The sequence below is a fragment of the Streptomyces chiangmaiensis genome, assembly GCF_036281785.1.
GTDB lineage: Bacteria > Actinomycetota > Actinomycetes > Streptomycetales > Streptomycetaceae > Streptomyces > Streptomyces chiangmaiensis.
Genome location: NZ_JAYWVC010000032.1, coordinates 34,468 through 56,310, shown reverse-complemented (window position 1 = coordinate 56,310; position 21,843 = coordinate 34,468). Strand labels below are relative to the sequence as shown.

At 69.9% G+C, this 21,843-nt stretch carries 18 protein-coding genes; 7 read left to right on the top strand and 11 right to left on the bottom strand.

Annotated features, from left to right (window positions below; translation table 11 throughout):
- Positions 1–3 precede the first annotated feature (3 nt).
- Genes VXC91_RS13325 through VXC91_RS13315 form a run of 3 tightly spaced genes read right to left on the bottom strand, consistent with a single transcriptional unit; the run spans position 4 to position 2,722 of the window.
- On the bottom strand, positions 4–804 hold the full coding sequence (locus tag VXC91_RS13325; protein ID WP_329507365.1) for an amino acid ABC transporter ATP-binding protein: 801 nt from the start codon (positions 802–804) through the stop codon (positions 4–6).
- The gene (locus VXC91_RS13320) at positions 801–1,730 is read right to left on the bottom strand and encodes an amino acid ABC transporter permease (RefSeq protein ID WP_329507364.1); all 930 of its coding nucleotides are present in this window, start codon (positions 1,728–1,730) and stop codon (positions 801–803) included. The genes VXC91_RS13325 and VXC91_RS13320 overlap by 4 nt, the downstream gene beginning before the upstream one ends.
- Positions 1,731–1,759: 29 nt before the next feature.
- Positions 1,760–2,722 carry an ABC transporter substrate-binding protein gene (locus VXC91_RS13315; protein WP_329507363.1) on the bottom strand — a complete coding sequence of 321 codons (963 nt, stop codon included), beginning with the start codon at positions 2,720–2,722 and terminating at the stop codon, positions 1,760–1,762.
- Between the two features lie 538 nt (positions 2,723–3,260).
- Between VXC91_RS13315 and VXC91_RS13310 the strand changes: the two genes are divergently transcribed.
- From VXC91_RS13310 to VXC91_RS13295, 4 genes are all read left to right on the top strand, one after another.
- Positions 3,261–4,484, top strand: a complete 1,224-nt coding sequence (locus VXC91_RS13310; protein ID WP_329507362.1) for an NAD(P)-dependent malic enzyme — start codon at positions 3,261–3,263, stop codon at positions 4,482–4,484.
- Positions 4,485–4,645: 161 nt separating this feature from the next.
- On the top strand, positions 4,646–5,611 hold the full coding sequence (locus VXC91_RS13305; protein ID WP_329507361.1) for a zinc-binding dehydrogenase: 966 nt from the start codon (positions 4,646–4,648) through the stop codon (positions 5,609–5,611).
- Positions 5,612–5,738: 127 nt separating this feature from the next.
- Positions 5,739–5,948 carry a helix-turn-helix domain-containing protein gene (locus VXC91_RS13300; RefSeq protein ID WP_148010429.1) on the top strand — a complete coding sequence of 70 codons (210 nt, stop codon included), beginning with the start codon at positions 5,739–5,741 and terminating at the stop codon, positions 5,946–5,948.
- The gene (locus tag VXC91_RS13295; RefSeq protein WP_329507360.1) at positions 5,948–6,511 is read left to right on the top strand and encodes a Clp protease N-terminal domain-containing protein; all 564 of its coding nucleotides are present in this window, start codon (positions 5,948–5,950) and stop codon (positions 6,509–6,511) included. The genes VXC91_RS13300 and VXC91_RS13295 overlap by 1 nt, the downstream gene beginning before the upstream one ends.
- Before the next feature lie 90 nt (positions 6,512–6,601).
- Here the strand turns inward: VXC91_RS13295 and VXC91_RS13290 are convergent, their stop codons facing one another.
- The 7 genes from VXC91_RS13290 to VXC91_RS13260 form a co-directional block, all read right to left on the bottom strand.
- Entirely contained in the window at positions 6,602–7,627 is a 1,026-nt protein-coding gene (locus tag VXC91_RS13290; RefSeq protein WP_329507359.1) for a PadR family transcriptional regulator, read from the bottom strand.
- 1 nt (position 7,628) lies between these two features.
- On the bottom strand, positions 7,629–8,558 hold the full coding sequence (locus VXC91_RS13285; protein WP_329507358.1) for a DUF4097 family beta strand repeat-containing protein: 930 nt from the start codon (positions 8,556–8,558) through the stop codon (positions 7,629–7,631).
- Between the two features lie 522 nt (positions 8,559–9,080).
- Positions 9,081–9,260 carry a DUF6104 family protein gene (locus tag VXC91_RS13280; protein WP_028420339.1) on the bottom strand — a complete coding sequence of 60 codons (180 nt, stop codon included), beginning with the start codon at positions 9,258–9,260 and terminating at the stop codon, positions 9,081–9,083.
- A gap of 321 nt (positions 9,261–9,581) precedes the next feature.
- The gene (locus tag VXC91_RS13275; RefSeq protein ID WP_329507367.1) at positions 9,582–13,400 is read right to left on the bottom strand and encodes a multifunctional oxoglutarate decarboxylase/oxoglutarate dehydrogenase thiamine pyrophosphate-binding subunit/dihydrolipoyllysine-residue succinyltransferase subunit; all 3,819 of its coding nucleotides are present in this window, start codon (positions 13,398–13,400) and stop codon (positions 9,582–9,584) included.
- A gap of 279 nt (positions 13,401–13,679) precedes the next feature.
- Complete coding sequence (locus VXC91_RS13270; protein WP_329507357.1) at positions 13,680–14,786, bottom strand: HAMP domain-containing sensor histidine kinase; 1,107 nt, start codon at positions 14,784–14,786, stop codon at positions 13,680–13,682.
- Entirely contained in the window at positions 14,783–15,520 is a 738-nt protein-coding gene (locus VXC91_RS13265) for a response regulator transcription factor (protein WP_062706191.1), read from the bottom strand. The genes VXC91_RS13270 and VXC91_RS13265 overlap by 4 nt, the downstream gene beginning before the upstream one ends.
- A gap of 112 nt (positions 15,521–15,632) precedes the next feature.
- Positions 15,633–16,319, bottom strand: coding sequence for a spermidine synthase family protein (locus tag VXC91_RS13260; protein WP_329507356.1), 687 nt, complete (start codon positions 16,317–16,319; stop codon positions 15,633–15,635).
- Between the two features lie 251 nt (positions 16,320–16,570).
- On the opposite strand from VXC91_RS13260, the gene VXC91_RS13255 reads away from it, so the two are divergent.
- Positions 16,571–17,401 carry a rhomboid-like protein gene (locus tag VXC91_RS13255; protein WP_408057378.1) on the top strand — a complete coding sequence of 277 codons (831 nt, stop codon included), beginning with the start codon at positions 16,571–16,573 and terminating at the stop codon, positions 17,399–17,401.
- Here the strand turns inward: VXC91_RS13255 and VXC91_RS13250 are convergent.
- Positions 17,374–18,168: a GNAT family N-acetyltransferase gene (locus VXC91_RS13250; protein WP_329507355.1), complete on the bottom strand. Its 795-nt coding sequence runs from the start codon at positions 18,166–18,168 to the stop codon at positions 17,374–17,376. The genes VXC91_RS13255 and VXC91_RS13250 overlap by 28 nt on opposite strands.
- Positions 18,169–18,488: 320 nt before the next feature.
- Here VXC91_RS13250 and lon point away from each other — a divergent pair, with 320 nt between their 5' ends.
- Both lon and VXC91_RS13240 read left to right on the top strand, forming a co-directional pair.
- Complete coding sequence (gene lon / locus VXC91_RS13245; protein WP_329507354.1) at positions 18,489–20,906, top strand: endopeptidase La; 2,418 nt, start codon at positions 18,489–18,491, stop codon at positions 20,904–20,906.
- A gap of 425 nt (positions 20,907–21,331) precedes the next feature.
- Positions 21,332–21,838 carry a MarR family winged helix-turn-helix transcriptional regulator gene (locus VXC91_RS13240; RefSeq protein ID WP_329507353.1) on the top strand — a complete coding sequence of 169 codons (507 nt, stop codon included), beginning with the start codon at positions 21,332–21,334 and terminating at the stop codon, positions 21,836–21,838.
- The last annotated feature ends 5 nt before the right edge of the window (positions 21,839–21,843 follow it).

Below are 21,843 nucleotides of genomic sequence, written 5' to 3'. Positions count from 1 at the left end.
GCTCTACAGGACCTTCGACAGGAAGGACTTGGTCCGGTCGTGCTGCGGGTTCGTCAGCACATCCCGGGGATGGCCCGCCTCGACCACCACACCGTCGTCCATGAAGACCAGCGAGTCGCCCACCTCGCGGGCGAAGCCCATCTCGTGCGTGACGACGATCATCGTCATGCCGTCCTCGGCGAGGTCCCGCATCACGTCGAGCACCTCGCCGACGAGCTCCGGGTCGAGGGCCGAGGTGGGCTCGTCGAAGAGCATCAGCTTCGGCTCCATCGCCAGCGCGCGGGCGATGGCGACGCGCTGCTGCTGGCCGCCGGAGAGCTGGGCGGGGTAGTGCCCCTTGCGGTCCCCGAGGCCCACCCGGTCCAGCAGCCGCTCCGCGCGCTCCCGTGCCACGGCCTTGGACTCGCGCCTGACCTGGACCGGCGCTTCCATGACGTTCTCCAGCGCCGTCATGTGCGGGAACAGGTTGAAGCGCTGGAACACCATGCCGATGTTCCGCCGCTGGGCCGCGACCTCGCTCTCCTTGAGCTCGTAGAGCTTGTCGCCCCGCTGCCGGTAGCCGACCAGTTCATTGTCGACGTACAGCCGGCCCGCGCTGATCTTCTCCAGGTGGTTGATGCACCGCAGGAAAGTGGACTTGCCGGAGCCGGACGGGCCGATCAGGCAGAACACCTCGCGCGGGTTCACCTCCAGGTCGATGCCCTTGAGGATGTGCGCAAAACCGAAGGACTTGTGCACCCCCTCGGCCTTGACCATCGGGTGGCCGGTCGTGCTCGGGGCGATGTCCTTGCCGAGACTGCTCATCGGGCCACCTCCGGGCGGCGGAACGAACCGAACAGGCGGAGGTTCTTCCTCAGGCGCTGCAGCGGTGTCGGCGGCAGGTTGCGCGACGAACCGCGGGCGTATCGGCGTTCGATGTAGTACTGGGCGATGCTGAAGACCGTGGTGAGGATCAGGTACCAGATCGAGGCCACGAAGAACATCTCCACGACCGCGAGCGAGGTACTGGAGATGTCCGTGGCCCGCTTGATGAGTTCGTTGAACTGGACCGCGTAGGCCAGCGACGAGGTCTTCAGCATGTTGATGAACTCGTTGCCGGTCGGGGGCACGATCACTCGCATCGCCTGCGGGAGGACCACGCGCCGCAGCGTCTTGCCCTGGGTCATGCCCAGGGCGTGCGACGCCTCCGTCTGCCCCTCGTCCACCGACTGGATGCCGGCCCGGACGATCTCCGACATGTACGCGGCCTCGTTCAGGCCGAGGCCCAGCAGAGCCGCCAGGAACGGGGTCATCACCTGGTTCATCTCGTCCTTGTAGAACCCCAGATTGAGGATGGGGAACACGAGCGCGATGTTGTACCAGAGCAGCAGCTGGACGAGGACCGGAGTGCCGCGGAAGAACCACACGTAGAACCAGGCCACGGTGCTGGTGACCGGGTTCGTCGACATCCGCATCACCGCGAGGATCACGCCCAGGACGAGACCCAGCACCATGGCGAGGACAGAGATGTACAGCGTGTGCCAGACGCCGGACAGGATCGTCCCGTCCGTGAGGTAGTCCGGGATCACCCCGTAGTTGATCTTGGCGTTGGAGAAGGCGATCCCGATCAGCACCAGGATGGCGATGACCGCTGCGCCCGCCACCCAGCGGCCGTAGTGGCGCACCGGAATGGCCTTGATCTGCTCCGGCGGCACCGTCGGTGCCGGAATCTTGTCGACAGTGTCAGTCACGGTGACTGCCCTTCAGTGTTGCGTGAGGCTCAGGAGCCGCCGTTGACCTTCGCCTCGGTGACTCCGCCGTCCGTGACGTTCCACTTCTCGAGGATCTTCTGGTACTCGCCGCTCTTGATGATCGCGGCCATGGCCGCCTGGAGGGCGTCGCGCAGCTGGGTGTTCTCCTTGCTGACGCCGATGCCGTAGGGGCCGGCCTCGATCTGCTCGCCGACGACCTCGAAGTCGTTGCCGCCGCCGGAGGTCTTCGCGTTGTAGGCCGCGACGGGGAAGTCGTTGAGGTCGGCGACGGACGCGCCCTGCTTGAGGCGGAGCAGAGCCTCGGGGTCGGTGTCGAAGGTCTGCAGCTTGATGGCCTGCTTGTGGTCCTTCGTGCACTTCGTGCTCTGCGCCTTGGCGATGCCCTCCGACGTGGTGCCCTGCTGGAGGGCCACGACCTTGCCGCACAGGTCGTCGAGGGACTTGATCCCCTTCGGGTTGCCCTTCTGGACCAGGATCGAGGTGCCCGCGGTGAAGTAGTCGACGAAGTCGATGCCGTTGCCGACCTTCTTGCCCGTGTCGGAGTCGATGCCGTTCTGACGGTCCTTCGTGTCGTTCATCGCGGACATCACCACGTTGAACCGCTTGGCCTGCAGACCCACGATGAGCTGGGCGAACTTGCCGTTCTGGAACTCGAACTTCACGCCCAGCTGCTTGCCGAGCGCGTCCGCGATGTCGGGGTCGATACCGACGGCCTTGCCGCCCTCCATGTACTCGACCGGCGGGTAGGCGATGTCGGAGCCCACCTTGATGACGCCCGCGTCCCGAATGTCCTTGGGGAGCTTGTCGGCGAGCGGCGCCGAGGATGCGGCCGGGCTGGAGCTGCTGTCGCTGTTCTTGTCCGTCTGGTCACCGCAGCCGGCGACCAGCAGGGTGCCCGCGACCGCGAGGGCGCCGACCGCGGCTATCCGGGAGCGCGTGGCGGTCGTACGACGGGTGAAGCTTGCGGTCATGGTGGGTTCCTCCGGCGAGATGGGTTGTGCCGATGGGTCGACGAGAACACACACCTTTGGGTGTCGCGACCTCGTGTGATTCAGGCATCTTGCCATTCGGACTCGCTTCTTCAGGGGGGCCGCCATGTCAAAATCGGATAACAGGTGACTCCTGAACCCCCTCCAGCGGTCGATCACGGCCGGACCTTGTGCTGGAATCCCTCCTTCCGGCCGGAGAATCTCCGGTGGATCTCGCGATGCGGGCGATCGCGCTCAGCGCCGGCGTTCCCGTGGCGGGCGCTTCGTCGACTTGTCCAGATTTTCCGCCATGAGACATCTCACCGGCGTGTGACCTTAGTGGTACGGACTCGTCCGGGACACCATCCGTCCGGTAAGAAGGTTCCTTACACCCCTCATCCGGGGCTCAGGGCGCGTGTGCGGCGCGCCCGTCGCGTGTGTACCCGTACGCATCAGTTCATCAGGGTCATACGCGGTCCCGCCCACCCCTCAACCAGGAGTGGTCACTCTCACACCATGAACATCTAAGGGGTATGACACAGTGGCAGCGGAGATCGTCAATTCGCGCAGCGACGGCAATGCGGACCAGGACGGCGGGGCCGAGCCCCACGATTCCTTCGATCCGGCCTTCGCGCTGCACCGCGGGGGCAAGATGGCCGTGCAGGCCACCGTGCCGGTCCGCGACAAGGACGACCTGTCCCTCGCGTACACGCCCGGGGTCGCCCGGGTGTGCACCGCCATCGCGGAACAGCCGGAGCTGGTCTACGACTACACGTGGAAGTCGTCGGTCGTCGCCGTGGTGACGGACGGTACGGCAGTTCTCGGCCTCGGCGACATCGGCCCCGAGGCGTCCCTGCCGGTGATGGAGGGCAAGGCGATCCTGTTCAAGCAGTTCGGCGGGGTGGACGCGGTCCCGATCGCCCTCGACTGCACGGACGTGGACGAGATCGTCGAGACCGTGGCGCGTCTTGCGCCCTCCTTCGGGGGCGTGAACCTGGAGGACATCTCGGCGCCGCGGTGCTTCGAGATCGAGCGCCGGCTCCAGGAGCGGCTGGACATCCCGGTCTTCCATGACGACCAGCACGGTACGGCCGTGGTGTCGCTGGCGGCCCTGCGGAACGCGGCGAAGCTGACCGGGCGGAGCATCGGCGAGCTGCGCGCGGTCATCTCGGGCGCGGGCGCGGCCGGGGTCGCGATCGCGAAGATGCTGGTCGGAGCAGGGATCGGGGACGTGGCGGTCGCCGACCGCAAGGGTGTCGTGTCGCCGGACCGGGACGATCTGACGCCGGTCAAGCGGGAGCTCGCGGGGTTCACGAACAAGGCGGGACTGACCGGGTCGCTGGAACACGCCCTCGAGGGCGCCGACGTCTTCATCGGCGTCTCCGGTGGCACGGTGGCGGAGGAGGCTGTGGCGTCGATGGCCAAGGGTGCCTTCGTGTTCGCGATGGCCAACCCGAACCCGGAGGTGCACCCGGACGTCGCGCACAAGTACGCGTCCGTGGTGGCGACCGGGCGGTCCGACTTCCCGAACCAGATCAACAACGTGCTGGCGTTCCCGGGCATCTTCGCCGGAGCGCTTCAGGTGCGGGCGTCCCGCATCACCGAGGGGATGAAGATCGCCGCGGCCGAGGCGCTGGCGGCGGTCGTCGGTGACGACCTGGCGGCCGACTACGTGATCCCGTCGCCGTTCGACGAGCGCGTGGCCCCGGCGGTGACGGCGGCGGTCGCCGCCGCGGCCCGGGCCGAGGGAGTCGCGCGCCGCTAGCTCCACCGGGTGGGCGGGTCGTGTCGCACCCGCCCACCCGTGAGCACGGTCTTCCGGGCCGGGAGTTCTCCGCGGGGCCGCTGCCGGCACCCGACGAGCGGGACACGCGTCACAGCGAGCCCCGGTTCCGTAGGCCGACCTCGGAGCCTATCGTCAAGGTCATGTTCGCTGCCTACGCCGCCCGCATCGACCGCGACCACCCCCTTACGGGCCTCGAGTTGGGAGAGCGCCCGGCTCCCGGGCGCACGCCCGGCTGGACGACCGTGAACGTCAAGGCCGCCTCGCTCAACCACCATGACCTCTGGTCCCTTCGAGGCGTCGGCCTCTCCGAGGACCAGCTCCCGATGATCCTCGGCTGCGATGCGGCCGGAGTGGACGAGGACGGCAACGAGGTCGTCCTGCACTCCGTCATCGGCCAGACCGGTCACGGTGTCGGCCCCGACGAGCCCCGCTCGATCCTCACGGAGCGCTACCAGGGCACCTTCGCCGAGCAGGTCTCCGTCCCTGCGTGGAACCTGCTGCCGAAGCCCAAGGAGCTCTCCTTCGAGGAGGCTGCCTGCCTCCCCACCGCGTGGCTGACGGCGTATCGCATGCTGTTCACCAACGCGGGGGTCCGCCCCGGCGACTCCGTCCTCGTCCAGGGTGCCGGCGGGGGAGTCGCGACCGCCGCGATCGTGCTCGGCAAGGCGGCCGGTCTGCGGGTCTTCGCCACCAGCCGCGACGAGGCCAAGCGCAAGCGGGCTCTGGAACTGGGAGCCGTGGAGGCGCTGGAGTCCGGGGCGCGGCTGCCGCAGCGGGTGGACGCCGTCATCGAGACCGTCGGTGCCGCCACCTGGTCACACTCCGTCAAGTCCCTGCGTCCCGGGGGCACGATCGTCATCGCGGGCGCCACCAGCGGTGACCGTCCCTCCCACGCCGAACTCACCCGCATCTTCTTCCTGGAGCTGAAGGTGGTCGGTTCCACCATGGGCTCCAAGGACGAACTGGAGGACCTCCTCTCCTTCTGCGCGGCCACCGGGGTGCGTCCCGTCATCGACGAGGTTCTCCCGCTGGACCGTGCCCGTGAGGGCTTCGAACGCCTCGAGTCCGGCAACCAGTTCGGCAAGATCGTGCTGACCGCGAACTGATCATCGCTCACCTTCCCCGTCTGCGGCGGGCTCGGAGCCTTTCCGAGCCCGCCGTTCACATGTCCGCATCACCACCCGCATGTCAACCGGGGTTGACATGCGGCCCTTGTCAACCTAAGTTGACATCATGACCGAAGCAACGGATCTCGCCGAGCGTGCGGGTGACCGCGATCCGCGGATCGGGCTGCGGGCCGTGTCCGCGCTGCGGAGGCTGCTCGAGCAGCTGGAGGCGGTGCAGGTGCGCAGCGCACGTCACCAGGGATGGTCGTGGCAGGAGATCGCCGCGGAACTCGGAGTCAGCAGGCAGGCCGTGCACAAGAAGTACGGGAGGCAGTGATGTTCGAGCGGTTCACCAAGGACGCCCGCGCGGTGGTCACCGGCGCGATCGAGCACTGTGAACGGGCCGGGGAGGAACGTGTCGACGAGCCGCATCTGCTGCTCGCCCTCCTGGATCGTGAAGGCAGCCGGGCCGCTTTCGCCCTGGCCTCCCTCGGGCTCACCGGGCGGCGCGACGCGGTCGTGCGAGACCTGGCCGAGGCGCGCCGCCGCGGTGGACTCTCCCGGGCCGAGACGGACGCCCTCGCCGGGTTGGGCATCGATGTGGAGGAGATCGTCTCCCGGGTCGAGGAGGCGCACGGCGAGGGCGTGCTGGCGACGGGTCGCCAGGGTGGCGTACGGCGATCCGGGCGGTGCCCGTTCACCCGCGGCGCCAAGGACCTCCTGACCGCGTCTCTGCGCACCGCCCTCGCCCACGGTGACCGGCACATCGGGGACGAGCACCTGCTTCTCGCCCTCACCGGCCGATCCGGCGTCCCCGCCGAGGTACTCGCCGACCACGGGGTGACCCATGCGTCCGTGGAACGTGTGCTCTGGGGCGGGGGAGAGACGAAGGCCGGGTGAGCCGTACGGAATGAGCGTCCGCCCTGCGCAGGGCCGCAGGGCGGGTGACCCGGCTCCGGTGGCGCAGCCGCATGGCTGCGCCACCCGCCGTCAGCCCTTCCGCGACCGCAGCGTCGCCCCTATGTGTGCCGCCGCCGTCGACAGGTGGCGGCGGGCGTCGCGGAGCTGCTCCTCCGTCACACCATGGTCGCGGGCCGCATCGCGGATGTCGTCACGGAAGCGATCCAGGAGCCGGTCGAGGGCGCGGGCCGGGTCGCCCGGGAAGTCCTCGTGCGCCCAGGAAGGCTCGTAGGTGCCCGGGAAGTCGTCCGGCGTCGGGGAGTACTCCGGCTCGCCCTGCGTCTTCGGCGCGTCCGTCGTCCCCGTGCGCCCGAAGCCGTACTCCTTCCCGAACTCGCCGAATTCCTTGGCCAGTTCGGTCAGCCCTTCCCGTACGCCGGTCGGCCAGTCGCCACGCGCGAAGTGGTCCTGCACCTGTTCCTGAACCCGGCGGGCGATGCGCTGCACCTCCTCCTGCGCCTGGGCGCGCGCCCGCTCCTGTGCCTCCTTGGCCTGGCGGCGGGCCTGCTGGGCGTCCTCACGGGCCCGTCGGCTCTCGTCCTTGGCGCGCCGTGCCTGTTCCTTCCACTCCTGCTTGACGCGGCGCATCTCCTCCTTGGCGGCGCGCCACGCTTCCTTCTCGGACGGGCCGCCGTCCCCGTACGCCCCCGTGTGCTCCTTCGTGCCCCGCCGGGCCTCGGAGGCCGCGGCCCGCATCTCACGGCGCAGATCGCCCGCCGCCCCCCGCACGTCGGCGCGGATCTCGGCGGCCAGCTCCGCGACCGACTCGCGGATCTCCAGCTCCAGGTCGGCCAGTTCATCGCTGCGGTCGGCGAGTTCGGCACGGCCCGCGTCGGTGATCGCGTACACCTTGCGGCCGCCCTCGGTGGTGTGCGTGACCAAGCCCTCGGCCTCCAGCTTGGCCAGCCGCGGATAGACGGTGCCGGCGGAGGGTGCGTAGAGCCCCTGGAAGCGCTCCTCCAGCAGCCTTATCACCTCGTATCCATGGCGCGGGGCCTCGTCGAGCAGCTTCAGCAGATAGAGGCGCAGCCGTCCATGGGCGAAGACGGGAGCCATGTCAGAGCCCCTTCTGCTCGGTCGGACCGCCGGTCGCGCCCTCGGGGGAACGGTCGGACGGGACGGCGGTGTCCCTGCCGGTGGCCGCGTCCCGTGGGCCGGGAGCGCCCCATGGCTCGTCCGCCGAGGGGGGCCGGCGCAGCAGGGCGATGGAGCCGGAGACCGTGGTCGCCTTCAGGCGGCCGTTTCCTCCGCCCAGACGGCCCGTGATCTTCTTGGCGCCCCACTGGCCGGTCACGCGCAGATCGTCGAAGGCGTTGGACACCGCGCCGCTAGCGGTATTCGCCTCGACCTCGGCGTCCGCCGGGTGGGGGAGCCGGATGGCGATCTCACCCGAGACGTTCGTCAGCCGTGCGTCGGTGGGGCCGCTCGTGGGGTCGAGGTCCAGGATGATCGAGCCGCTCACGGAGTCGGCCTTCACGGACGGGCAGGCACCCTCGATGACGGTCAGGTCGCCGGAGACCGAGTTGAGCCGCAGCTCCCCGGTGATCCCCTGGGCCTCCACGCTCCCCGACACCGTCGTGGCGCGGAGCGGTCCGGACATACCGACGAGTGTCGTGTCGCCCGTGACGCCCTTGACGTCGGTGCCGCCGTCGATCCCCGAGACCACGGCGTTGGCCCCGACGACACCCACCTCCACGCGGGTGGATGCCGGCACGGCCAGGGAGACCACCGCGCTGCGACGCCAGCCCTTGGAGTCGAGCCACTTGAGGAAGCCCTTCCAGGGAAGGTCGTCGTATGCCACGGTGAGGGCGCCGTCCTTGTGTGTCACCGTCAGTGGAGGGCCCTCGATCTCCGAGACCTCCAGGCGCGCGGAACCTTCGTCGGTGCCCACCACGTTCACCGTTCCATTGACGATGCGCACGTGGAGTGCCGTCACGGGGGCGTCGAAGGTGAGCTTCCTCGGCTCTGCGACGGACCACTCGGACATGGTGCTGACCTCCTCGGCCGTGCGGACACGGCGCACGCGGCGAACGACACGCCATATCGCGTCTTGTGTTATTCACGATATATCGCGGCCGGGGAAAGTCAAGGCGCCGTTCTGGGGAATCCGCGGGGGGAAAGCTGACGAAACCATCCGGCTTGGGACCCTGTTCGGGCGGTCGTGCCGTCACGCAGCGGCGGCAACCGCACCACCGGGATCGGGCACCGGAACGGGGTGGTGAACACGCCCGTGGTCGCCCTGGCCTCGCCTCGTCGAGGCGCCCGACAGTGGGTCCCGTGACAAGTGAGGCCTACGACGGTGCGGCCGACGACAGCGAGGTCGGCGAGGCGGTCACGCAGGACGGCGCGTGCGACCGCCCCGCACAGATCCTGGCGGACGGCCGGCCCCCGATGCGCGGTGCGCCGGTCCCGGCGCGAAACCCGGGGAGGTGCCGGGGCCCGGCGCGGGCAGCCCGCAGCCCCTGGTGCTCGACGGCGCCCTGTCCTGGTCGGCGGACGTCAGCGGACGTTACTCGTCGTCCTCGTCGTCCAGCCGCGCCAGCCAGGTTGCCAGCCGCTCCACCGGCACCTCGAAGTCCGGGTTGAGATCGACGAACGTACGAAGCTGCTCGGCGAGCCACTCGAAGGTGATCTCTTCCTCGCCGCGTCGCTTCTCGAGCTCTTCGATGCCGCGGTCGGTGAAGTACACGGGTGCTCTCCTGAAGGCGCTGGGCCGGGACGTACCCCTCCAGGTTAAGCCGCGCGGGAGGGCGTCGTATCACCTCCGGTTCTGGCCCCGTTTCCGCACCTCACGCGCGCCTGTGGGCGCGGTGGCCGGCGTGCCACGGAGATGCGGGGTCGGGCCGGAACTCCAGCGCCGGCAGGGACGCGGCTCAAGCCCCCCGTGGCGCCGCTGCCTGCGTCACCCGGCCGTCCGCTACGGCCCACCGGACGGCCCGGGACACAGCGAGGGGCCCGGACCCGAGCCGAAGCTCGGGGCCGGGCCCCGTCGTCAGGCACGCTCAGCGGCTCACGCCTCGAAGACCTCGCGCACCAGCTGTACCTGCTCGGCCTGGTGCCGCTTGGCCGAGCCCACGGCGGGCGACGAGCTGTGCGGGCGCGAGATGCGGCGCAGGCGCTCGCCGGCCGGGATGTCCGCGCCGACCGCGAGGTCGAGGTGGTCGATGAGGTTCAGGGCGATGAACGGCCAGGCGCCCTGGTTCGCCGGCTCCTCCTGGACCCACAGGTACTTCTCGGTGTTCGGGTACTTCTTGATCTCGGCCTGGAGCTCGGCACCCGGCAGCGGGTACAGGCGCTCGAGACGGATGATCGCCGTGTCCGTCACACCGCGCTTCCGGCGCTCCGCCTCGAGGTCGTAGTAGACCTTGCCCGAGGTGAAGACGACCTTGCGGACCGCGGCCGGGTCCACCGACGTGTCGCCGATGACGGGGCGGAACTGGCCGGACGTGAACTCCTCCGCCTTCGACGCGGCGGCCTTGAGGCGCAGCATCGACTTCGGCGTGAAGACCACCAGCGGCTTGTGGTGCGGGTTGTGCACCTGCCACCGCAGGAGGTGGAAGTAGTTCGACGGCAGGGTCGGCATCGCGACCGTCATGTTGTTCTGGGCGCAGAGCTGCAGGAAACGCTCCGGGCGGGCCGAGGAGTGGTCCGGGCCCTGGCCCTCGTAGCCATGGGGGAGCAGGAGCGTGACGCCCGACGTCTGGCCCCACTTTTGCTCCGCCGCCGAGATGTACTCGTCGACGATGCTCTGCGCGCCGTTGACGAAGTCGCCGAACTGCGCCTCCCACATCACGAGCGCGTCCGGGCGGGCCAGCGAGTAGCCGTACTCGAAGCCCATGACCGCGTACTCGGACAGGAGGGAGTCGTAGACGTTGTAGCGCGCCTGGTCCTCCGACAGGTACTGCAGCGGGGTGTAGTCCTCGCCCTTCTCGCGGTCGATCAGCACCGCGTGGCGCTGGCCGAAGGTGCCGCGGCGGGAGTCCTGGCCGGAGAGGCGGACCGGCGTGCCCTCGAGGAGCAGCGAGCCGATGGCCAGGGTCTCGCCCATGCCCCAGTCGATCGTGCCGTCCTCGACCATCGCCGCACGGCGCTGCAGCTGCGGCAGCAGACGCGGGTGGACGGTGAAGTGGTCGGGGATGTTGACCTGGGACTCGGCGATGCGCTTGACGACCTCCGAGGAGATGGCCGTGCCGACCGCGACCGGGAAGCCGTCCTGCGGCTCCGGCGTCGCGGCCGAGGTCGGCTGCGACGTGGCCTCGCGGACCTCCGTGAAGACCTTCTCCAGCTGGCCCTGGTAGTCCTGCAGCGCCTGCTCGGCCTCCTCCAGGGTGATGTCGCCCCGACCGATCAGCGACTCGGTGTACAGCTTGCGCACCGAGCGCTTCTTGTCGATCAGGTCGTACATCAGCGGCTGGGTGAAGGCCGGGTTGTCCGACTCGTTGTGGCCGCGGCGGCGGTAGCAGATGAGGTCGATGACCACGTCCTTGTTGAACGCCTGACGGAACTCGAAGGCCAGACGCGCGACCCGCACGACCGCCTCCGGGTCGTCGCCGTTCACGTGGAAGATCGGGGCCTCGATCATGCGGGCCGCGTCCGTCGCGTACATGGAGGAGCGCGAGGACTCGGGGGCCGCGGTGAAGCCGACCTGGTTGTTGATGACGATGTGGACCGTGCCGCCCGTGCGGTAGCCGCGCAGCTGCGACATGTTCAGGGTCTCGGCCACCACGCCCTGGCCCGCGAAGGCCGCGTCGCCGTGGATGGCCACCGGCAGGACCGTGAAGTCCGTGCCGCCCTTGTTGATGATGTCCTGCTTGGCCCGGGTGATGCCCTCGATGACCGGGTCGACCGTCTCCAGGTGGGACGGGTTGGCGGCGAGGGAGACCTTGATCTGCTCGCCGTCGAGACCGGTGAAGGTGCCCTCGGCGCCCAGGTGGTACTTCACGTCGCCGGAGCCGTGCATCGACTTCGGGTCGAGGTTGCCCTCGAACTCGCGGAAGATCTGCGCGTAGGACTTGCCGACGATGTTCGCGAGGACGTTCAGACGGCCGCGGTGGGCCATGCCGATGACGACCTCGTCCAGGCGCGACTCGGCCGCGCTGTCGATCACCGCGTCAAGCAGCGGGATGACCGATTCGCCGCCCTCCAGGGAGAAGCGCTTCTGGCCGACGTACTTGGTCTGCAGGAAGGTCTCGAAGGCCTCCGCCGCGTTCAGCCGGCGCAGGATGCGCAGCTGCTCCTCGCGCTCCGGCTTGCTGTGCGGGCGCTCCACGCGGTCCTGGATCCACTTGCGCTGCTTGGGGTCCTGGATGTGCATGTACTCGATGCCGGTGGTGCGGCAGTACGAGTCGCGCAGCACGCCGAGGATGTCGCGCAGCTTCATCATCGACTTGCCGGCGAAGCCACCGACGGCGAACTCGCGCTCCAGGTCCCACAGGGTGAGGCCGTGCTCGATGATGTCCAGGTCGGGGTGCTTGCGCTGGCGGTACTCCAGCGGGTCGGTGTCGGCCATGACGTGGCCGCGGACCCGGTAGGAGTGGATCAGCTCGAAGACGCGGGCGGCCTTGGTGACGTCGTCGTCGTGCGAGGCGTCGATGTCCTTGAGCCAGCGGACCGGCTCGTAGGGGATGCGCAGGGACTCGAAGATCTCGTCGAAGAAGCCGCTCTCGCCAAGGAGGAGGTTGGCGACGACGCGCAGGAACTCGCCGGAGGCGGCGCCCTGGATCACCCGGTGGTCGTAGGTCGACGTGAGCGTCATGACCTTGGAGATGCCGAGCTTGTTCAGGGTGTCCTGGGAGGTGCCCTGGAACTCCGCCGGGTAGTCCATCGCGCCGACGCCCATGATCACCGACTGGCCGGGCATCAGACGCGGGACCGAGTGGACCGTGCCGAGGCCGCCGGGGTTGGTGAGGGAGACCGTCACGCCGGTGAAGTCGTCCATCGTCAGCTTGTTGTCGCGGGCGCGGCGGACGATGTCCTCATAGGCCTGCCAGAACTCGAAGAAGTTCAGCGTTTCGGCCTTCTTGATCGCCGCGACGACGAGCTGGCGCTCACCGCTGGGCTTCACCAGGTCGATGGCGAGGCCGAGGTTGACGTGCTCCGGCTTGACCAGGGTCGGCTTGCCGTCCTTCTCCGCGAACGACCAGTTCATCGACGGCATGGCCTTGACGGCCTGGACCATCGCGTAGCCGATCAGGTGCGTGAAGGAGATCTTCCCGCCCCGGGCGCGCTTGAGGTGGTTGTTGATGACGATGCGGTTGTCGAAGAGCAGCTTCACCGGGACCGCGCGCACGGACGTGGCCGTGGGCATCTCCAGCGAGGCGTTCATGTTCTTCGCGACAGCGGCGGAGGGGCCGCGCAGGGTCACCAGCTCGGGACCCTCGGGCGCCTGGGCCACGAGCTCGTCCTTCTTGGGCTTGGCGGGCGCCGCGGCGGGCTTCGCGACGGCAGGAGCGACCGGTTTGGCCGGGGCGGGCGCGACGGCCGGCTGCGCAGGGGCGGCGGCCGGGGCGACCGGGGCCTGCGCGGCAGGAGGCGCGGCCGGGGCCTGCGCAGCGGGGGCGGCGGGCATGGCCGGGACGGCGGGCATGGCAGGCGCGGCCTGGGGGGCCGTGGTGGTCCCCGCGGCCGCCGTAGCCGTGGAGGCGGGCGCCCCCGGCTTGTAGTCGGCGAAGAAGTCCCACCAGGCGCGGTCTACCGAATTCGGGTCCTGGAGGTACTGCTGATAGATCTCGTCGACGAGCCACTCGTTGGGACCGAACGTGGCAGCGGGGTTCTTCCCGGCTCGGTCGTCGGTCGAGATGCTCGAGTTACTGGGGGACTGTGGCGACACGGCGGTAACCGCCCTCTTCCGCTTCACAAGGTGATTGGACAGCGGAAATAAAGGCTACGCCTCCCCGGCCGCGAAGGTCAGGTCGAGCCCGTTCATCGTCGCGTAAGTCACATCGGAAAGCGTGTTTCGGCGGTGGAATTGGCGGGAAAAAAACGTGGTTCCGCTCTGAAACGGGTGCGACGCCGGCCCGGCGCGGGATGTGCGTGGGTCTCTGCCTGATCACACGTGTCCATCAGTGGGGACAGGCGTGGATCTTGTTGCTCTGCTGTGAACTTTACGTCAACTTGGCAGAGAGGGCTCTCCCGGAAGGGTGATCTGAATCCGGCAGCCGCGAGGGGATTCGGCCACACCGATCCGGCCACCGTGCAGATCCACCGCCCAGCGTGCGATCGCCAGGCCCAGGCCCGTGCCGCCGTCGCTGCCCGGCCCGTGCGGCCGGCTCACCGCTCCCCGGTTGAAGCGTTCGAAGACCCGGTGCCACTCCGACTTGGGGATGCCGGGCCCTTCGTCCAGGACCTCGAGCTCGAGCGACTCGGGTTCCGGTCCGCGCCGGGCCTTCACCGTGACGCGGCCGTGCGGCGGGCTGTGCTTGACCGCGTTGTCGATCAGGTTGGCGACGACCTGGTGGATACGCTCCGGGTCGGCGTGCGCGGTCAGCTCCGGCGGGGACACGTCGAGGTGCAGATGGACGTCCGTCCGGGTGTGGCTGCCGGAGCCCGAGGCGAAGCCCGCGCGCGCGGAGGACACCATCTGGGCCTCCTTGAGGACGCCGGACAGGTACGGCCACACCTCGAAGCGGCGCTTCTTGAGCGGGACCACGCCGTTGTCCAGGCGGGAGAGGTCCAGCAGCGTCTCCACCAGGCGCCCGAGCCGCTCCGTCTGCCTCAGCGCCGTGCGCATCGTCTCCGGGTCGGCGGCCGATATCCCGTCCACGATGTTCTCCAGCACCGCGCGCAGGCCCGCGATGGGCGTGCGCAGCTCGTGCGAGACATTCGCCACGAGTTCCTTGCGCTGGCGATCCTGGGCCTCCAGCTCATCGGCCATCAGATTGATCGTGTGGGCCAGGTCACCCAGCTCGTCCCGGCGCGTGTCGCGTACCCGGCGGGTGTAGTCACCGTGCGAGATGGACCGGGCCACGGCGTTCATCTCGTCCAGCGGGGCGGTGAGCGAGTGGGCCACGAACTGCGTGATCAGCAGCGTGGCGATCATCGAGAACACCGTGATGAAGCGCAGCTCGGTCGCGGTGCGCACCGCGATCAACAACAGACCCGTGGTGATCAGCACCGAGATCACGACCAGCGCGCCCAGCTTGGTCTTGATCGAGAACGGACGTACGCTGCCCCAGGGCTCCCCGGGGCCTCTTCGTGACGCCGGCCCGCCGCTCATGGCGTGGGCGTCTCCAGCGCGTAGCCGACGCCGTGCACGGTGCGGATGCGCTCCGCGCCGATCTTCCGTCGCAGGGCCTTGATGTGGCTGTCCACGGTGCGGGTGCCGGACGCGTCGGCCCAGTCCCACACCTCGGCGAGCAGCTGCTCGCGCGAGAGCACGGCGCGCGGCGTGTTCGCCAGGCACACGAGCAGGTCGAACTCGGTGGGCGTGAGGTGGACGTCCTCGCTGCGCACCCGGACCCGCCGCTGAGCGTGGTCGATCTCCAGTTCGCCGAGGCGCAGGATGCCGCTGCGCGGTGTCGTGGCGGCCAGTGCGGCCCGCTCGACCCGGCGCAGCAGCACGTGCACGCGTGCGGCCAGCTCACGCATCGAGAACGGCTTGGTCATGTAGTCGTCGGCGCCGACGCCGAGCCCGACCAGCATGTCCGTCTCGTCGTCGCGCGCGGTGAGCATCAGGACCGGCACCGGGCGCTGTGCCTGCACCCGACGGCATACCTCCAGCCCGTCGAAGCCCGGCAGCATGATGTCGAGGATCAGCAGGTCGGGCTGCCATGCCTCCGCCGTGTCGACCGCTGCCGGGCCGTCGCCGGCGGTTTGCACGAGGAATCCCTCGGCGCGCAAGCGGGCGGCGATGGCGTCGACGATCGTCGGGTCGTCCTCGACCACCAGAACCCGCCGCTGAGCGCCCGGGGTCGCCGTCGTGCCGTTGTGCGAGGTGTGTGTCTGCTCCATCGCCCGCCCCTGGGGTTGCTTTCCGGAATCCGTGGGGTGATCCCATGACTGCGTTTGACGCTTGAATGATCCGCGTCAGGGATGCAGCGTACGGGGAGTTACCGCCGGTCGGCTATCCAGGTCTGACAGCGAGATGCACGACGTCGGGAACGCCCCGGGCAACCTGGACCTCTTCGGTACGCACCCGCCGGAACCCGGCATTCCAGAGGGATCCTTCAAATTCCGGAGAGGGCTGCGCCGACCATACCGCCAGCACCCCGCCGCGCCTCAACACTCGTGCGCAGCCTGCCAGTCCGGCGGCCGAGTACAGGCTGTCGTTGTCGTCCGTGACCGTCCAGCCGGGCCCGTTGTCGATGTCGAGGCACAGGGCGTCGTACGTGTCCGACGTCTCATTGATGTAAGTAACGAGGTCGGCCTCGACGATGCGGGTGCGTGGGTCGGCGAACGCCTGCGCGGTCCGCGCGGACAGCGGGCCGTCGAGGTGCCAGTCGATGACGGCGTGCTCACGTTCGACGACGGTGATCTGACCCCAGCGCGTGTCCGCGGCGGCGTGTGCGAGCGAGAAGCCGACACCGAGCCCACCGATCAGGACGCTCGGATCCGAGCGTCCGTCCAGGGCGTCGTACGCGGCGTCGACGAGCAGCCGCTCCGAGCGCCCGTCGGAGGTGTCCATCAGGAAGCAGCCGTTGGCGATGATCTGCAGCAGCTCGCCGTGGCGCCGCAGCACGACCTCCCCGTGGGGGCCCTCGCGCCGGTCCAGGACTTCCGGGGTGTCGTAGGTGTCGTACGGATGAGGCATGGGCCACATTCTGGTGACGGGAGGCGCCGCGGACGACGTATTTTCCGGGGCGGCACGCCGTACGTGGTCGGTTCGCCCGTGCGTCGGGACGCCGCAGAGGTTCCGCGGGGACCGGACATCCGTTCGTGTGTTCGCCCCGGATATACGAAACACCTGGGAAGCAGCTGTGAATCCCGTCGCGGGCGGCGTCGGTCATGGACAGCGACGCGTGTGGCGCCAAGGGTGGTGTGTGACGGAAGGAGCACCGCACCTTGGAACCCACGGTTTCGGCGGCCGACGCCCCCTTCACCGCCCCCGGGACGGGTACGCCGCTCCTGGACGGCATGCCGCGCCAGCGCACGGCGCTGCCGCGCGGCGCTGCGGCCGTGCCCGCGCCGAGGTCCGTACGCACGGCGCCTCCACGTCCCTGGCTGCTTCTGCCGACCCCCACGGGTACGCCCTTCACCTTCGGATACGCCGCCGTCCTCCTCGTGACGTCGCTGTTCGCCGGGTACGCCGACCCGGCACTGGTGCACACCCTGTACCAGCAGTCCAGTACCGACGTCGCCCATCTGATGCGGGCGCCGGGGCTGGTGCTGGTCGCCAGCGCACTGTGGATCGCGGGCGGGCTGACGTCGTCGTACGCCCTCGTCTTCCTGCTCGTGCTGACGGCGCTGGAGCGGCGGATCGGCGGGTTGCGTACGGCTGTCGTCTTTCTGCTCGGCCATGTGCTCGCCACTCTCGCGACGGAGGTCCCGGTCGGACTCTCGGTGCTCGTGGGCGGCCTGCCCGACAGCTCTCTGCACCGGCTCGACTACGGCATCAGCTTCGGCGTCGCCGCGTGCCTCGGCGCGCTGACGGGACTGCTGAGGCCGTGGCTGCGCTGGACGGTGCTCATCATGTTCGGCGCCGTACTGCTCCAGGACCTGGCCGCGTTCACGGATCCGCTGAGCGACTGGGGCCACCTGCTGGCGCTGGCCACCGGCATCGCGACATGGCCGGTGTTGCGGCGCCGTCACCGGTCCCGTCCCGGCGGCGGCCGGGTGACCACGGTCGCCGCCCCCGTCGTGTGCGGTCAGGGACGGGGCGGCGTCCACACGTAGGGCGTCGTCGTGGTCACCGCCCGGAAGCCCAGACGGCGCAGGATGGGGGCGCTGTCGTCGGAGGCGTCCACATGGAGATAGCGCACCCCGCGGTCGGCGGCGAGGCGGGCGCGGATCGAGACGAGGGCTCGGTAGATGCCCTTGCCCCGCCAGTCGGCCAGCGTCGAGCCGCCCCACAGGCTGGCGAACTCCGTCTCGCCGCGGAACGCGAGCCAGGCCGCCGAGACGACCTCCCCGTCCGCCTCCGCCACGAAGATCGCGATCTCGTCGGGGCCGGCGGCGACCCGCCCGGTCAGATCGTCCGCGAGCCAGCTCCAGTCCTCTCCCCAGACGGCCGACTCCATCGCGGCGATGCGCCGCATGTCCGCATCCGCCGTGACCCGCCGCAGTGCGACGCCCTGCGGGAGGACGGGCTGCAGCGCGGCCATCTCCTCCGTGCGCCCGATGAGCACCGTCTCCCGGTCCTCGGGCACGAAGCCCGCGGTGCCCAGCCGGTCGACGAGGTCGGCCGGGATGTCGTGCCCGCGCGTCTTCCACTCCAGTGCCTCGCCCCGGGCGGCGAAGTAGTCGCGCTGCCGGGCGATCAGCCGGTCCAGTTCCGCCCCGCGCACCCCGAGGTCGCGCGGTCCGCTGACCAGGCCCCGGAACTGACCGACGATCCGCAGGAGCGGTCCGTCGTGCTCGTGGACGACGCCCACCGGAGGGGTGGGCGGGGCGCCGCGCATCTGGTCGTCGTACGCGGCGAGCAGTATCTCCGTCTCTGTCACGGGGAGACCGTAGGGCCGGCTGTGGCCGACGGGGCAACCGCTTTTTCGCCTCTTGATCGTCCGGAGTGGCATGGGCCGCCCACGGCGGACATGACGGGTCGGCAGGCCGGGAAGCCCCTTCTTCCTCCGGGCGTTGGAGCGGCAGAGGATCGCCACGGACAGGGCCCACCCGGGGCCGTGACAGTCGTGCCGTACCTCCTGACCTGCTGTTCACAGAATCGGCAGACGCGATCGCTCACAGCGAACACCCCCGGGGGAACAATCGAATCCTCTCGCGCATTGAGTCCGCATAGCTCAACTTGACTGCCGAAGGGGAGATCATGGCTTCGACGTCCACACCGCTCACCCTGCCCGTGTTGCCGCTCGACGGTGAGGTCGTGCTGCCCGGGATGGTGGTTCCGCTGGACCTGAGTGATTCCGAGGTGCGCGCGGCGGTGGAGGCCGCACAGGCCGCCGCTCGGTCCGAGCCCGGAAAGCCCAGGGTTCTGCTGGTGCCGCGCATCGACGGGACGTACGCGAGCACCGGTGTGCTCGGCACCGTCGAGCAGGTCGGCCGGCTGGCCGACGGTGACCCGGGCGCGCTGATCCGCGGCCGTGGCCGCGTGAAGATCGGTGCCGGGACCACCGGCCCGGGTGGGGCGCTGTGGGTCGAGGGGACGCGGATCGACGAGAGCGTGCCCGACCCGCTGCCCGGCCATGTGGCCGAACTGGTCAAGGAGTACAAGGCCCTGGCCACCGACTGGCTGAAGAAGCGTGGCGCCTGGCAGGTCGTGGACCGCGTCGAGGCGATCGACGACGTCTCCGCGCTCGCCGACAACTCGGGCTACTCGCCCTTCCTGACCACCGAACAGAAGGTGGAGCTGCTGGAGACCGTCGACCCGGTCGCCCGGCTGAAGCTCGCCGTCCAGCGGCTGCGCGACCACCTCGCCGAACAGGATGTCGCCGAGTCCATCGCCAAGGACGTCCAGGAGGGCGTCGACAAGCAGCAGCGCGAGTTCCTGCTGCGCCGTCAGCTGGAGGCCGTCCGCAAGGAGCTGCGCGAGCTGAACGGCGACTCCAAGGAAGGAGAGGAGTCTGACGACTACCGGGCCCGCGTCGAGGCCGCCGACCTGCCGGAGAAGGTCCGTGAGGCCGCTCTGAAGGAGGTCGACAAGCTGGAGCGGTCGAGCGACCAGTCGCCCGAGGGGTCGTGGATCCGGACCTGGCTGGACACCGTGCTCGAACTGCCGTGGAACGAGCGCACCGAGGACGAGTACGACATCCGTGGCGCCAAGGGCGTCCTGGACGCCGAGCACGCGGGCCTCGAGGACGTGAAGGAGCGCATCACCGAGTACCTGGCGGTGCGCAAGCGGCGCGCCGACCGGGGCCTGGGCGTCGTCGGCGGACGGCGCGGAGGTGCCGTGCTCGCCCTCGTCGGTCCGCCCGGCGTGGGCAAGACGAGCCTCGGCGAGTCGGTCGCGCACGCCATGGGACGCAAGTTCGTGCGGGTCGCACTCGGCGGCGTGCGCGACGAGGCCGAGATCCGCGGCCACCGGCGCACCTATGTGGGTGCTTTGCCGGGCCGGATCGTCCGCGCCATCAAGGAGGCCGGTTCTATGAACCCGGTCGTCCTGCTCGACGAGATCGACAAGGTGGGCTCGGACTTCCGGGGCGACCCGGCCGCCGCCCTGCTCGAGGTTCTCGACCCGGCCCAGAACCACACCTTCCGTGACCACTACCTCGAGGTGGAACTCGACCTGTCCGACGTCGTGTTCCTCGCGACGGCGAACGTCCTCGAAGCCATCCCGGAGGCCCTTCTCGACCGTATGGAGCTGGTCCGCCTGGACGGCTACACCGAGGACGAGAAGGTCGTCATCGCCCGCGACCACCTGCTCCCGCGCCAACTGGAGCGGGCGGGTCTGCGCAAGGACGAGGTCACGCTCGACGAGAGCGCCCTGCGCAAGCTCGCCGGCGAGTACACCCGGGAGGCAGGCGTCCGGAACCTGGAGCGCTCGATCGCCCGTCTGCTGCGCAAGGTCGCGGCCCAGCACGAGCTGGGCCAGAAGGAGCTGCCCCTCACCGTCCGCGACGAGGACCTGCGTGCCCTGATCGGGCGTCCGCACCACGTGCCCGAGTCCGCCCAGGACCCGGCCGAGCGGCGGACGGCCGTGCCCGGCGTGGCGACCGGACTCGCGGTCACCGGCGCAGGCGGCGACGTCCTGTACGTGGAGGCGTCGCTGGCCGACCCGGAGACGGGCGCGGCGGGCCTGACCCTGACCGGTCAGCTCGGCGACGTGATGAAGGAGTCGGCACAGATCGCCCTCAGCTTCCTGCGCTCCCACGGCGCCGAACTGGAACTGCCGGTCGGCGATCTGAAGGACCGGGGTGTGCACATCCACTTCCCGGCGGGTGCGGTCCCCAAGGACGGCCCGAGCGCGGGCGTCACGATGACGACCGCACTGGCCTCGTTGCTGTCCGGCCGCCTGGTCCGTACGGACGTGGCGATGACGGGCGAGGTCTCGCTGACCGGCCGTGTGCTGCCCATCGGCGGGGTGAAGCAGAAGCTGCTCGCCGCGCACCGGGCCGGAGTGACGACCGTCGTCATCCCCAAGCGCAACGAGCCCGACCTGGACGACGTCCCGGCCGAGGTGCTGGAGAAGCTGGACGTCCACGCCGTCACCGACGTGCGCCAGGTTCTGGAGCTGGCGCTCGCGCCGGCCACCAACGGCGCTGCGCCGGAGGTGCCGGTGGCGGCGTGACGCGGGAGGTTCCGGTGGCGGCGTGACGGACGCCACCGGATGCGGGAAGGCCCGGATCTCCGTGCGGGAGGCCCGGGCCTTCGCCGTGCCGTACGGGGACTCAGCCGTCGGCGAGCGCCTGCACCCGGTCCAGGGCATGACGTGCCTCCGAAAGGCTCGGTGGAGCTTGGTGGAGCTCGGTTGGGGTTCGCTCGGGCATGCCCCGTGCCGGGGTGTGCGGGGCCGCGAGGCGTCGCCGAACCGCCAATGATGGCGTGGGCATGCCAGGAAGGAGCGGACAAGGACGCTGCGCACGGGGGCGCCGGACTGCGAAGGGGGGCGGAGGAGGCCGTTGGTCTACGCCTGCGAAATACTGACGGAGCTGCCGCAATGGCGACGTTTGGCAGAAACTTTCAGGAACGGGAAACCGGGGCAGGGGAGCTGACGTGCACGAGGACGGAAACGCCGAAGGACGTCCGGTCGAACCCGGCGCGTCGGGGAACGGTGTGGACCAGAGCGGTGCGGACCGTGAGTTCCTCTCCCTGGAGCGCGAACTCACGGTGTTCCTGCGGCGGGCCCGGGCCAACCAGGGCGAGATGGCCCGCGAGGTGCACCCGGACCTCGAGCCCGCGGCGTACGGCCTCCTGGTCCGCCTGGACGAGTACGGCCGGCAGCGTGCGACGGAACTCGCGGCCTACATCGGCGTCGGCAAGGCCACCATGTCCCGTCAGCTGCGCGCCCTGGAGGAACTGGGCCTGGTGGCCCGCGAGCCCGACCCGGCGGACGGCCGGGCGTGGCTGGTCCACCTCACCGAGGAGGGGCGCGGCCGCGTCGGAAAGGTGCGCGACGCGCGCCGTGCGCGGTACGTGAGGGAGCTGTCGCACTGGGACCGGTGCGAGGTGGCGGAACTGGCGCGTCTGCTCAACCAGTTGAACCGCAGCATGGAGAAGTAGGCCGC